At 73.2% G+C, this 12,779-nt stretch carries 12 protein-coding genes and 1 pseudogene; 7 read left to right on the plus strand and 6 right to left on the minus strand.

Translation table 11 applies throughout. From position 1 onward, the window contains the following. Positions 1 to 8: 8 nt before the first annotated feature. The 4 genes from ABT300_RS14240 to ABT300_RS14255 all read left to right on the plus strand — a co-directional run bounded on the left by ABT300_RS14240 (position 9) and on the right by ABT300_RS14255 (position 5,255). Positions 9 to 968, plus strand: coding sequence for a threonine/serine dehydratase family protein (locus ABT300_RS14240; protein WP_351674827.1), 960 nt, complete (start codon positions 9 to 11; stop codon positions 966 to 968). Between the two features lie 313 nt (positions 969 to 1,281). Continuing rightward, positions 1,282 to 2,937: a serine/threonine protein kinase gene (locus ABT300_RS14245; RefSeq protein ID WP_351674829.1), complete on the plus strand. Its 1,656-nt coding sequence runs from the start codon at positions 1,282 to 1,284 to the stop codon at positions 2,935 to 2,937. A gap of 130 nt (positions 2,938 to 3,067) precedes the next feature. Then, entirely contained in the window at positions 3,068 to 4,039 is a 972-nt protein-coding gene (locus ABT300_RS14250) for an LLM class F420-dependent oxidoreductase (RefSeq protein ID WP_351674831.1), read from the plus strand. Positions 4,040 to 4,169: 130 nt separating this feature from the next. Beyond that, entirely contained in the window at positions 4,170 to 5,255 is a 1,086-nt protein-coding gene (locus ABT300_RS14255; RefSeq protein ID WP_351674833.1) for a hypothetical protein, read from the plus strand. On the opposite strand, the gene ABT300_RS14260 is transcribed toward ABT300_RS14255, so the two are convergent. The 5 genes from ABT300_RS14260 to ABT300_RS14280 form a co-directional block, all read right to left on the minus strand. Further along, positions 5,240 to 5,737, minus strand: coding sequence for a DUF6328 family protein (locus tag ABT300_RS14260; RefSeq protein ID WP_502977936.1), 498 nt, complete (start codon positions 5,735 to 5,737; stop codon positions 5,240 to 5,242). The genes ABT300_RS14255 and ABT300_RS14260 overlap by 16 nt on opposite strands. A gap of 98 nt (positions 5,738 to 5,835) precedes the next feature. Beyond that, positions 5,836 to 6,819, minus strand: coding sequence for an aldo/keto reductase (locus ABT300_RS14265; RefSeq protein ID WP_351674835.1), 984 nt, complete (start codon positions 6,817 to 6,819; stop codon positions 5,836 to 5,838). A gap of 12 nt (positions 6,820 to 6,831) precedes the next feature. Beyond that, complete coding sequence (locus tag ABT300_RS14270) at positions 6,832 to 7,488, minus strand: TetR/AcrR family transcriptional regulator (protein WP_351674837.1); 657 nt, start codon at positions 7,486 to 7,488, stop codon at positions 6,832 to 6,834. A 4-nt stretch (positions 7,489 to 7,492) separates the two neighbouring features. Beyond that, entirely contained in the window at positions 7,493 to 8,977 is a 1,485-nt protein-coding gene (locus tag ABT300_RS14275) for an MFS transporter (RefSeq protein WP_351674838.1), read from the minus strand. A gap of 112 nt (positions 8,978 to 9,089) precedes the next feature. Then, positions 9,090 to 10,310, minus strand: coding sequence for an FAD-dependent monooxygenase (locus ABT300_RS14280; protein WP_351674840.1), 1,221 nt, complete (start codon positions 10,308 to 10,310; stop codon positions 9,090 to 9,092). A 350-nt stretch (positions 10,311 to 10,660) separates the two neighbouring features. Between ABT300_RS14280 and melC1 the strand changes: the two genes are divergently transcribed. The 3 genes from melC1 (at position 10,661) to ABT300_RS14295 (ending at position 12,463) form a co-directional block, all read left to right on the plus strand. Continuing rightward, on the plus strand, positions 10,661 to 11,035 hold the full coding sequence (gene melC1 / locus ABT300_RS14285; RefSeq protein WP_351674842.1) for an apotyrosinase chaperone MelC1: 375 nt from the start codon (positions 10,661 to 10,663) through the stop codon (positions 11,033 to 11,035). A 43-nt stretch (positions 11,036 to 11,078) separates the two neighbouring features. Further along, complete coding sequence (melC2, locus tag ABT300_RS14290) at positions 11,079 to 11,903, plus strand: tyrosinase MelC2 (protein ID WP_351674844.1); 825 nt, start codon at positions 11,079 to 11,081, stop codon at positions 11,901 to 11,903. Positions 11,904 to 12,010: 107 nt separating this feature from the next. Beyond that, the gene (locus tag ABT300_RS14295) at positions 12,011 to 12,463 is read left to right on the plus strand and encodes an SRPBCC family protein (RefSeq protein ID WP_351674848.1); all 453 of its coding nucleotides are present in this window, start codon (positions 12,011 to 12,013) and stop codon (positions 12,461 to 12,463) included. 108 nt (positions 12,464 to 12,571) lie between these two features. Here ABT300_RS14295 and ABT300_RS14300 read toward each other — a convergent pair. Beyond that, positions 12,572 to 12,779, minus strand: a pseudogene (locus tag ABT300_RS14300) (ribonuclease HI); the annotation flags it as partial.

The following is a 12,779-nucleotide window of genomic DNA, read 5'->3' on the forward strand; positions in this document are numbered from 1 at the left end:
TGACCGCCTTGATCGGCATCTCGGACATCGAAGCCGCCGCCGCACGGATCGCCGGACATGTGGTCCGCACGCCGACCGTGCCGAGCCCCGGCCTCTCCAGCCTGCTCGGCGTCCCTGTGACCGCGAAACTCGAACTCCTGCAGCGCACCGGCTCGTTCAAGGCGCGGGGCGCGACGGCGAAGCTGCTGTCGCTGGGCGAGGCCGAGCGGGCCGCCGGGGTGGTGGCCGTGAGCGGCGGGAACCACGGCGTCGCGCTCGCGGTGATGGCCGCCGCCCTGGACGTGAAGGCCACGGTGGTGATGCCGCGGTCGGCGCCGGCCCGCTCCGTGGAGACCGCGGAGGCGGCCGGCGCCTCGGTGCGGCTGACCGACGGCATGGACGCCGCGTTCGCGCTGGTGGAGCGGTTGCGCGACGAGGGCCTCACGCTGGTGCACCCGTTCGATGATCCGCTGGTCGTCGCCGGGCAGGGCACCGTCGGTCTGGAGCTCGCGGCCGACGCGGGCGAACTCACGGACGTGCTGGTCAGCATCGGGGGCGGCGGGCTGATCGCGGGGGTCGCGGCGGCCCTGCGGGCGCTGCGGCCCAAGGTGCGGATCTGGGGCGTGGAGACGCAGGGCGCGCAGGCGATGTCCCAGGCGCTGGCGGCGGGCGGGCCGGTGCCGGTGGCGCTGTCGTCGATCGTCACGACCCTCAGCGCGCCCAGCGTCTCGCGGCTGACGTACGACCACGTCCGCGCTCTGGTGACCGAGGTGCTGCTGGTCTCCGACCGGGAGGCCGTGCAGGGGTCGGTGGAGTTCGCCGAGCACGCGAAGGTGTGGACCGAGCCGGCGGCCGGCTGTCTGCTGCCCGCGGCCCGGCGGGTCGTCGAGCGGGTCGGCGACGGGGTGCGGCTGGGACTGGTGGTCTGCGGGGGCAACGCGACGACCGCCGACATGAGGGCCTGGACGGACCGGTTCGAGGTGCGCTGAGTCGATTCGCCGGAAAGAGGGAAAACCCGGCCGGGGCGTCGCCGAAGGGAATGGACGGGGGCCGGGAAGGTCGATTTCCGGACGCCCGAGGAGACCGGCACGTCTTGTTTACCGCGGGTTACCCTCGCAGGACGGGACGGGTGCGGCTCCGTCCGAGGTCCCCCAATTCCCTTTTCTCGCACACCTACTCGACGCGCGGCGAAGTCTTTTTCTTGAATGAAGGACAGGAATCGGGCCGAGTTGCCGTCCCGTTGAACGGACCCCCTCGCGCCGGTCGTACCACTGGGAAAGGTGACAGCGGTTTCGACGAGGGATGACCATGGTCAAGACGCACGTCTCCACGCACGAGTGGGTCGCCGGGAGGTACCGGCTGCTCGACGTCGTCCACCGGGAGACGAACCGCGTCAGCTGGTACGGCGAGTACGTCGAGGAGACCGGGGCGGCCCGGCCCTGCCTGGTCACCAGGATCGGTCTGCCCGCCGACCAGGGCGAGGAGAAGGCGCGCCAGGCCGCCGACCGGGTGCTGCGCATGTCGGAGACGATGGCCCGGCTGTGCCCGGGCCGGATCGCCTCGGTCGTCGACGCCCTGGAGGAGGACGGTTCCCTGTGGACCGTCACCGAGTGGATCGACGGCCTGCCGCTGGGTCAGCTCATCGCGCAGAAGGGCGCGTTCAGCCCGGGAAGGGCCGCGGCGATCGGGCTGCAACTGCTCGACGTGCTCGAGGTCGCGCACGGTGAGGGCATCACCCACGGCGAGCTGAGCCCCGGCCAGATCTTCGTGCGCAGCCAGGGCCCCGTCGTCCTCACCGGGTTCGGGCTGGCCGGCGCGACCCTGGCCCCGCGCGTGGCGGCCCCGTCGTACGCCTCGCCCGAACAGGCCCGCGACGAGCGGATCGGGCCCGCCGCAGACCTGTGGACGCTGGGCGCGCTCCTCTACACGATGGTCGAGGGACGGCCGCCGTACCGGGACCGGGACCGGCCCGAGGCCACCCTGAAGGGCGTGGACAGGCTGCCCCTGCGCACCCCGCTGCGCGCCGGCCCCCTCACCTCGGTCGTTCAGGGTCTGCTGCGCAAGGACTCCCGTGAGCGGCTGACCCGTACGGTGGTGCGCCAGTCCCTGACCCGCCTGCTGGACGACGACCCGCACACCGCCGTGCCCGCCCCCCGGCTGCATCGCGTCCGCGCCGCCGCACGGCAGATCGGCCCGCAGTGGAGCGGCCGGGCGATGGCTGCCGGGACCGCGCTGGCCGTCGTCACCGTGGCGATCGCCGCGCTCGCCGTGGCCCAGGGCCTGCCCGACGGCGACGACACGGCGGCCGGCGACGCGCAGGCCCGGCCGTCGGCCTCCGCCACGGGGCCGGGCGAGGACGCCGGGGACAGAGTCTCCGCCACGCCGGACCCGGCTCCCACGCCGACCCCCGCGCCCAGCAGGCCGGGCAGCGCCTCCCCGAGCGCACCCCCGCGGACCTCGCCGCCCCCGGCTGCCACCGCCGACGCCCTCCCGGAGGGCTTCCGGATCTACCGCGCCGACGAGGGCTTCTCGGTGGCCCTGCCCAAGGGGTGGGGGCGGCTGGACACGGCCCGCGCGGCCGACGGGGCCTACCGCGTCACGTTCGGCGCGAAGGGCGACCCGCGCACCCTCGCGGTCACCTACAGCAAGGACGCCGGACCCGACCCGGTCGCCGTCTGGCGCGACGACGTCGAACCCAATCTCGAGCGGACCGCGGGCTTCCGGCGGATCGGCCAGATCAGGGCCACGACGTACCAGGGGTTCAAGGGCGCCGACATGGAATGGCTCTTCGACGGCGCCGACGGGCGGCAGCGCACGTTCGGCCGCGGATTCCTGCTCGGCGGGGGCCGCAGCTTCTCGCTGCGCTGGACGACGCCCGCCGCGGACTGGAACGCGAGCGCCAACCGGCAGGCCCTCGACGCCTTCCTCAGGACCTTCCGGCCGGGTCCGGCCGCCTGAGCCCGGCGACCGGGGGCACGGCCCCGGGGGACTCCCGCCGCCCGCCCGGTCGCCGCCGCCCTCCCCGGCCCCCGGCCCCTCTGTCGTCGGCGGCCTGTTTCCGCCCGCGACGGCCGGGGACTCGGGCCTCATGGTGCGAATCGGATACACGATGATGACCGAGCAGGCCGGCCCTCGTGACCTGGTCGACCACGTGGTGCGGGCCGAGGAGGCGGGATTCGACTTCTCGGTGACGTCGGACCACTCCTTCCCCTGGCTGCGCTCGCAGGGACACGCCCCGTACGCCTGGGGCGTGCTCGGAGCGGCGGCCCAGGCCACCTCCCGGATGCCGCTGATGACGTACGTGACGTGCCCGACGTTCCGCTACCACCCGGCGGTGGTGGCGCAGAAGGCGGCGACGATGCAGTTGCTGTCCGAAGGGCGCTTCCGGCTGGGGCTCGGCTCGGGCGAGAACCTCAACGAGCACGTGGTGGGCGGCGGATGGCCGTCGGTGGACGTCCGGCACGAGATGCTCGAGGAGGCCGTGGAGATCATCCGGGGCCTGTTCGAGGGACGGCACGTCACCCGGCACGGCGCCCACTTCGACGTGGACTCGGCCCGGCTGTGGGACCTTCCGGACGAGCCGCCGCCGATCGGGATCGCCGTCTCCGGCGACCGTTCGTGCGCGCTCGCGGGCCGGCTGGCCGACCTGGTGATCGCCACCGAGCCCGAGAAGGCGCTGCTCGACGCGTTCGACCGGCACGGCGGCACGGGGAAGCCGCGCGTCGGCCAGCTCCCGGTCTCGCACGACGCCGACCGCGACACGGCCGTGCGGCGGGCGCACGACCAGTTCCGCTGGTTCGGCGGCGGCTGGAAGGTGAACTCCGAACTGCCGCACCCGGACTCCTTCGCGGCCGCGACCCAGTTCGTGACGCCCGACGACGTCGCCGCCTCGATCCCGTGCGGCGACGACCCGGACGACTTCGTCGAGGCCGTGCGCCCCTATGTCGAGGCCGGGTTCACGGAGGTCGCCCTGGTGCAGATCGGCGGCGACGCCCAGCACGCCTATCTGGACTGGTCGGAGAAGACCCTGCTGCCCGCGCTGCGCGGCGCCTTCGGATGACCGGGAGTCGACCGGGAGCCCGGCCCGCGCGCGGGTCTGGCCGGGGCCGGCCGGGAAGCGCGTATAGGCTGCCGTCGCGGACGTCCGCGGCGCCGATCCCGCGGCCGCAGCCTGTGGAGGAGAACCACCCGTGACCCTGGCGATCGACCTGCCCGAGACGGCCGCCGAGGCGTCCGCCGAGACGTCCCCCGCGCCGCTGTCCGACCTCGTGGCGCGCGACGCCCGCGAATTCGGCGTGTACGCGCGGACCGGCGGGTGGGCCTTCGGCCTGCTGGTGGCGCGCAGCGTCCGGCCGGGCGGGCAGAGCGCCGACGAGACGCCGAAGGCGTCGGCGAAGGAGTTCGCCGGACTGGCCGGCTGCTCCCCCGAACGCGTCCTGCGGTTCTACAAGGCGTGGGACCGGGCCGCGGACGACGGTCTCGTCCCGCATTTCGAGGAGCTGGCGCCCGGCCAGGAGGTCGAGCTGCCGGACGCCGAGGTCTGGGCGACGTACTACGTCTCGCGCTCCAGCGCCTCGTCCGAGCGCGGGGCTGCGATCGCGGAGGCCGCCGAGGCCGAGGGCATCCGGCCGACGAAGGCGCTGGAGGTCGCGGAGAACCCCACCGCGCTGCGGGCCGCCATCCTCGCCGACCCCTCGACCGCCCGCGCCGCCCGCGCCGCCCTCCTGGACCGCGTCAGAGAGGACCCGGAGCTGCAGCACGAGCTGGCCCGTGACGTCGTGCGCACCGACGACCTCAAGAAGGCCGTGGCCTCCGAGAGCCGCTCGGCCGACCGCATCGGCTATGTGCGGCAGATCGCCGAGTCCGGCCGGATCAGGACGCCCGCCGGGCAGACCCTCGACGCGCCCGCGGAGCTGCGACAGGAGGCCGAGCGGCACCTGTCGCTGCTCGACGAGCTGGACGAGGGCGAGGACGCAGGCGAGTGGGCGAACGACGCCTACGACACCCTGAAGGGCCTGGTCGTGGAGGCCGTCGAGGCCGACCCCGAACTGCGCGTCCAGGAGCGGCGCACGAAGTTCTACAGCGGTCTGCAGCGGGCGACCAGGGTCTTCGAGGAGCTGACCTTCGACGACGTCGACACCCAGGAGTTCTACGAGGACGACATGGTCCAGCAGCTCGAGGAGCTCCAGCAGGCGATCGGCAGCTGCATCGCCGCGCTGCGCGGCGCACGGGGCGCCGACCCCGGTCCGGACGGCCCGGCTCAGTTCGTGGTGTAGTGACTCCGGGTCCACAGGGGCAGCACGAACCAGCACAGTCCGTACCACGCGACCACGCCCGCGACCAGCCACGGCACGAACGCGTCGTGGGTGGCCACCCGCAGGATCAGCAGCAGCGAGGACGTCATGGTGGCGAGGAGCAGGAGCAGGCCGACGAGGGTCAGCCTGGACGCCACCCGCACCGCCTGCGGCTTGACCCGCCGCCCGGAGACGAGGCGGTGCAGGGACACCGGGCCTATGAGGGCGCCGGTCGCACAGGCGCCGAGGACCACGGTCACGATGTAGATGACCTGGTCGATGTCCTCCAGGTCGGCGTAGCGCGGGGTGAACACGACGGTCAGGAGGAAGCCGAAGAGGATCTGCACGCCCGTCTGGGCGACGCGGATCTCCTGGATGAGCTCGCCCCACATCCGGTCGGCTCTCTCCTCCTCGGTCTCGTTGCGCCCCGTGCGCCGCTCGGCGCTCGTCGCCGTGTCCGTCACCTCTACCGCCCTCCCGGCTCGCGTGGGGGTCCCTCGACCCTCTCCTCACCGCGAGTACCCCGGGAGCGGCGGTTCTTGCCGACCGGCGCCGGGTGCTTCTACCAGCGGCCCTCGACCTGCTCCCTGATCCGCCGGTCGTAGAGGTCGCGGACGGCCGCGAGGGTGGCCCCGGAGAGCTCCGGGAGACGGGCGGCGGCCGCGTTGGCGCGGGCCTGCTCGGGCGAGCGGGCGCCCGGGATCACGGTGGTCACGCCGGGCTGCTGGACGATCCAGCGCAGCGCCAGCTGGGCCGGGGTGCACCCCTCGGGGGCGAGGGCCGCGAACTCGACGGCGGCCTCGACGCCGGTGGCGTAGTCGACGCCGGAGAAGGTCTCGCCCTGGTCGAAGGCCTCGCCGTGCCGGTTGTAGGCGCGGTGGTCGTTCTGCGGGAAGACGGTGTCCCGGGTGTACTTCCCGGAGAGCAGTCCGGAGGCGAGCGGCACCCGGGCGATGATGCCGACGCCGGCCTCGCGGGCCGCCGGGAGCACCTCGGCCAGGGGCTTGAGGCGGAACGGGTTGAGGATGATCTGCACACTCGCCACGCCCGGCCGGGCGATCGCGGTGAGGGCCTCGGCGCAGGTCTCCACGCTGACGCCGTAGTGCGCGATGCGCTCCTCCTCGACGAGGGTGTCCAGGGCGTCGAACACCTCGTCGCTGGAGTAGACGGGGGTCGGCGGGCAGTGCAGCTGCACGAGGTCGATGCGGTCGACGCCGAGGTTGCGGCGGGAGCGGTCGTTCCAGGCGCGGAAGTTGTCGAGGACGTAGTTCTCGGGGATCTGGTCGACGCGGCGGCCCATCTTCGTGGCGACCAGCACATGCAGGTCGGGCCGGCCGCTCAGGAAGGCGGCGATGGTCTGCTCGCTGCGTCCGTCGCCGTACACGTCGGCGGTGTCGAAGAAGGTGACTCCCGACTCGGCCGCCGCCTCCAGCACCGTCAGAGCTTCCTTGTCGTCGACGTCGCCCCAGTCGGCCCCCAGCTGCCAGGTACCGAGACCGACGACCGACACGTGCTGACCGGACCTGCCGAATTCGCGCTCTTCCATGGCGTCAGTGTGTCATCCGCGGCAGTCCGCCGCGCCGCCCGGTCCGCCGTCGGCGGCGCCGCCTTCGAGGTGGGCCTGGATGGTGGGGCCGTACCGGTCGGCGACCTCGTCGACCGGCGTCGCCCGCAGCTCGCTCCCGCGGGCGATGCCGAACATGACGCCGAGGCCGAGCAGGGCGGCGACGGCCAGTTCGGCGCGCACTCCGCGGTGGGCGCCGGTGAGGCGTTCGGCCAGGCGTTCGGTGACCTGGACGCGGAAGTTGGCGCGCAGCACGTCTCCGTGGTCGCCGTGCAGGGGCGCGAAAGCGATGCGCAGCAGGGGGTCGGCGCCCCGCTCGCGCTGGCTGACCAGCACATGCCGGACCATGTGCCGGCCCAGTCGCTCCAGCGGGGCGTCCAGCAGGGCGTCGGCGTCCTCCTGGAAGGACATCACCCGGGCGAACAGGGCGTCCTTGTTGCCGAAGTACTTCAGGACCAGGGGCGCGCTCACCCCGGCGCGCTCCGCGACGGCCTTGAGCGTGATGTCGGCGTGGGCCTGGCGGGCGAGGAGGTGGCGGGCGGCGCGCAGGATGGCGGCCCTGGTCGCCTCGGCGTCGCGCCGGGCGGGGGCCGGGGAGTCGGTGGGAGCCGGGGGGCCGGTGGGGACCGGGGCGTCGGGTGAAGTGCTCACGGGTTCATGCTCCCTCTCTGGCCTCGTCGTTCACCGGCCGGGTGCGGCCCCGGGGCGCCGGCGTGTCCTCGGTCCCGGCGTCGCCGGGGATGGCGAGCGCCACCGCGCACGCGCCGAGGGCCACCGCGCCCGCGACGCCGAAGGCCAGCAGATAGCCGTGCAGCGTGGGCGCCCTGGCCCCGCCGAGAAGGCTGGTGTGGTGCACGAGGACGGCGGCGACGGCTGCGCTGGAGACGGCCTGTCCGATGGTGCGCATGAGGACGTTGACGCCGTTCGCCGACGCGGTCTGCCCGGGCGGGACGGCGCGCAGGATCAGCGCGGGCAGCGCCGAGTAGGCGAGGGTCGTGCCGGTGGACACGACGGTCGCCCCCACCATGATCATCCACAGTTCACGGCTGTCGGCGACGCGCAGGGCGTACCCGGCGGCGATGACGGCGGCGCCGAGGGCGAGGGTGATCCTGGGGCCTCGCCTGTCGGAAATGCGGGCGGAGAGCGGCGAGAACAGCAGCATGGTGACGCCGCCGGGCAGCAGGCACAGGCCCGTCTGGACGATGGACAGCCCGAGCCCGTACCCGCTCGCCTCGGGAGCCTGCACGAGCTGGGCGGTCACCAGCGAGTTGGCGTAGAAGGCGAAGCCGGTCAGCAACGCGGCCAGGTGGGAGAGGCCCACGCTCGGCCGGGACACCAGCCGCAGGTCGACCAGCGGCTCCGGGGAGCGCAGCCGCCCGCGCCACCACAGACAGAGCACGGCGACGGCGCCGAGGAGGAGACCGACGATCCGGGGACTGCCCCAGCCCCACTGACCGCCCTGGGAGACGGCGAGCAGGAGACAGACCAGCCCCGCGGCGAGGCCGAGCGCGCCGGTGACGTCGAACCGGCCCGGCTCGCGCACCGGCGACTCGGGCACCGCCAGGCGGATGAGCACGACGCCGGTCGCGCCGAGGGCGGCGGTCACCCAGAACATCGCGTGCCAGTTCGCGTACTGCACGACCACGGCCGCTGCGGGCAGTCCCAGTGCGGCGCCGACGCCGACGGTGGAGCTCATCAGCGCGATGGCGGATCCGCGGCGCTGCGGGGGCAGTTCGTCGCGCAGGATGCTGATGGACAGCGGGACGACACAGGACGCGGCGCCCTGCAGGGCGCGGGCCGCGATCAGCACCCCGATGTCGGAGGTGAGGGCGCAGACCACGGAGCCGGCGACCATCAGGGAGAACGCCAGGAGCAGGACCCGGCGCTTGCCGTACATGTCGCCGGCCCGGCCGAGGACCGGGGTGAGGACGGCGCCGGACAGCAGGGCGGCGGTCACCGTCCAGGAGACCGCGCCGGCCGAGGCGCCGGTCAGCCGGGGCAGGTCGGGCAGCAGGGGGACGACGACGGTCTGCATGACCGCCATGAGAATTCCGCAGTACGCCAGGACCGGAATTGTGAGCCGGGTCCACAAGTCAGGGTTGCCGCTGGTCGGGGTGGATATCGGAGCGGGCGACGCCATGGGCACTCCAACGGCCGGAACAGCACGCGAAAAGAGGTGAATGACCATTCACCATAGCAGTGAATGGTCATTCACCCAAGGTTCGCCCGGTGTGCCGGAGCCCGTCGGACCCCTACTCGCCCGAGGCCAGCGTGCGGGCGTGCGCGCCGCGCGCCAGCTTCGGGCCCAGCCAGCGCTTGAGGCGGCGCAGCGCCTCGAGGCGACCGGCCGCCCGGTCGAGGCGGTAGTACAGCTGGGGCGGGACATAGGGCAGCAGGGGCGAGTGACGCTGTCCGAGCAGGGCGAACATCTGCTCCGGGGGGAGGTGGATGTAGCGGGTGAGGTTCTCGTACCACTGGGCGCTGTAGCGGGCCGCGCTCTGCTGGGAGAGCAGGGCGGACTTGCGTACGCGCTCATAGCGGTCGAGGGCCTGCGGAAGGTCCGCGCTCTCGCGCAGCGCCCCGGCGAGGGCGATGGCGTCCTCCAGGGCGAGGGTGGTGCCGGCGCCGATCGAGTAGTGGGTGGTGTGGGCGGCGTCCCCGAGCAGCACGAGGTTGCCGCGGCTCCAGGTGCGGTTGACGAGCGTGCGGAACGTCAGCCACTGGGCGCTGCCGCCGGCGGAGGAGGCCCGGCCGACGAGGGGGTGGCCGTCGAGGATGTGCGCGAAGAGCTTCTCCAGATCGGCGAGGCCGTCGGCCTCGCTCGCCCGGTCGAGGCCGAGTCCGGTCAGGGTCTCGGGGGCGCACTCGATCACACAGGTGCTCTGCTCGTCGCTGAAGGGGTAGCCGTAGCACCAGACCCAGCCGTGCGCGGTCTCCACGAAGGCGAAGGTGAAGGAGTCGAAGACCTTGGTCGTGCCGAGCCAGACATAGGCGTTGCGGCCCTCGGTGAGCTGCGCGCCGAAGTCGTCCGCGTGGGCGGTGCGCAGCGCGCTGTGGACTCCGTCGCCCGCCACCACGAGGTCGGCGTCCGGCAGGTTCGCGGCGGTGATCTCGCTCTCGAACTCCAGCCGTACGCCGAGCGCGCGGGCCCGGTCCGCGAGGATCTCCAGGAGGCGGTGACGGCCGATGCCGTGCCCCTTGTCGCCGGGCTGACGGGTCGCCAGGTCCCGTACGTGCGCGACGCCCTCGTGCCAGCGGACGGAGCTCTCCTCGATCGCGCGCGCCGACTCGGGGTCGTGGGCGCGGAGTTCGTCGAGGAGCCCCTGCCAGTACGTGACGCCCCAGCCGTAGGTCGAGCCCTCCGGGTTGCGCTCGTGGACGGTGATGTCGTGGGACGGGTCCTGCCGCTTGAGCAGGATCGAGAGATACAGGCCGGCGGGCCCGCCGCCGACACAGGCGACCTTCACGAGCACCCCTTTGGAGTCACCAGACGTGGTTGATTGACGACGCAGGGTAGCAGGGGGCGAGGTCGGTCGCCGGACGCCCCACGTGCCCGATCGCGCCACTTTTCACACGTGAGCCACACCACCCACGGCGCGGCGGCCCGAGAAAGATCACCGGAAGCGGTGTCCCGACGGAAAGGAATTGCCCGTTCCGGCGCGCCGCGGTCCATCGGCGGCCAAGATCATCTTGATTGAAGATTGCACGACATGTAAGCGAATGTCCGGATCAGAGCCAACCGTGCGAGGCCGATTTCCCGGCCTCGCGGTCCGGCCGATAGGCATGCGGAGTCGTCACCCCCTCGCACAACTGGAGATCCCGCATGCCGCACATCAGCCGCCGTCGCGCACTCACCGCGGTCGCCACCGTCGGCGCCACGCTCGCCGCCGTCCCCGCGGCCCGTGCCGCCGACGGCCGGCCCGGCGCGCACGACGCGCACGGCTCCCCCGAGGCCTTCGACGAGGTGTACAAGGGCCGCCGGATACAGGGACGGAGCCGGACCGGCGGCGGCCATCACCACGGCGGCGGCTACGCCGTGTACGTCGACGAGGTCGAGCTGCACGTGATGCGCAACGCCGACGGCTCCTGGATCAGCGTGGTCAGTCACTACGACCCGGTGTCCACTCCCCGGGCCGCGGCCCGCGCCGCGGTGGACGAGCTGCAGGGCGCCCGGCTCGTCCCGTTCCCGGCCGGCTGATCCGCCGTCCGCCCTGTCCTTCCGCACCCTTGGAGCACCGCACATGACCGTCCGCAAGAACCAGGCCGCCCTGACCGCCGACGAGAAGCGGCGGTTCGTCGCCGCCGTCCTCGAGCTCAAGCGCACCGGCCGCTACGACGCCTTCGTCACCACGCACAACGCGTTCATCCTCGGCGACACGGACGACGGCGAGCGCACCGGCCACCGTTCGCCCTCCTTCCTGCCGTGGCACCGCAGATTCCTGCTGGAGTTCGAGCGGGCGCTGCAGTCGGTGGACGCCTCGGTGGCGCTGCCGTACTGGGACTGGTCCGCCGACCGGTCGCCCCGTTCCTCGCTGTGGGCTCCGGACTTCCTCGGCGGCAGCGGACGCAGCCGGGACGGCCAGGTGATGGACGGTCCGTTCGCCGCCACGGCGGGCGCCTGGCCCATCAACGTCCGGGTGGACGGCCGCACTTACCTGCGCCGCTCGCTGGGGGCGGGCGTCCGCGAGCTGCCCACCCGGGCCGAGGTCGAGTCGGTGCTCTCGATGGCGACGTACGACATGGCTCCCTGGAACAGCGCGTCCGACGGCTTCCGCAATCACCTGGAGGGCTGGCGCGGCGTGAACCTGCACAACCGGGTCCATGTGTGGGTCGGCGGGCAGATGTCGACCGGCGTCTCCCCCAACGACCCGGTGTTCTGGCTGCACCACGCCTACATCGACAAGCTGTGGGCCCGGTGGCAGCGCCGGCACCCGGGGTCCGGCTACGTCCCGGGCGGCGGGACCCCGAACGTCGTCGACCTGCACGAGACGATGCGGCCCTGGAACGACACCTCCCCGGCGGACCTGCTCGACCACACCGTCCACTACGCCTTCGACGCCGACTGACCGCGCCGGCCGGGCCGATCGCACCGGCCTGTTTGCCTCCGCGCTGACGGGTACCCGCCACGGGCAACACCGACAGGATGTACCCGACAACGCAGGAGGAGACGACCGTGTCGCAGGTCGAGGAATCCATCGAGGTCGACGTGCCCGTGCACACGGCCTACAACCAGTGGACGCAGTTCGAGAGCTTTCCCGAGTTCATGGGCGGCGTGCAGCGCGTCGAGCAGCGCACCGACACGCTCACGCACTGGGTGACCAGTGTCAACGGCGTGCACCGCGAGTTCGACGCGGAGATCACCGAGCAGATCCCCGACGAACGGGTCGCCTGGACCACGGTCTCGGGCGAGGCCGAGCAGGCCGGGGTGGTGACCTTCCACCGGCTGGACGACGCCCACACCAAGGTGATGCTCCAGATGGAGTTCCAGCCGGAGGGCGTCGCCGAGAACGTCGGCGACAAGCTGGGCTTCGTGAAGCGTCAGACCAAGCAAGACCTGGAGCGCTTCAAGACGTTCATCGAGGAGCGCGGCCTGGAGACCGGAGGGTGGCGCGGCGCGGTGGTGTGAGGCGCGGCTGGGTGAGGCGCGGTGAGGTGGGGGCCGCCGCCCGCCTCGCGCCCCCGGTCAGCCCGCACCCCGGGCCAGCCCGCATCGCCCGTCAGCCCGGTTCGTCCGTCAGCCCGCGTCGCCGGCCGTCGTCCGGCACTCCGGGTGTCCCCAGCCCTGGTCGTTCTTGGCGATCTGCTCGCCGGCCGCGTAGGGGCGGCCGCACAGACAGCGGCCGGGGAACTTGGCGCTGATCGTGCGGGCCGACGAACCGCCGCTCCGCCGGGGCGACCTGCCCCCGGCGGAGCGGCCCCCCGTAGGGGCGGGCCGCCCCGGG

It is taken from the genome of Streptomyces sp. NPDC001027, assembly GCF_040299045.1.
Lineage (GTDB): Bacteria > Actinomycetota > Actinomycetes > Streptomycetales > Streptomycetaceae > Streptomyces.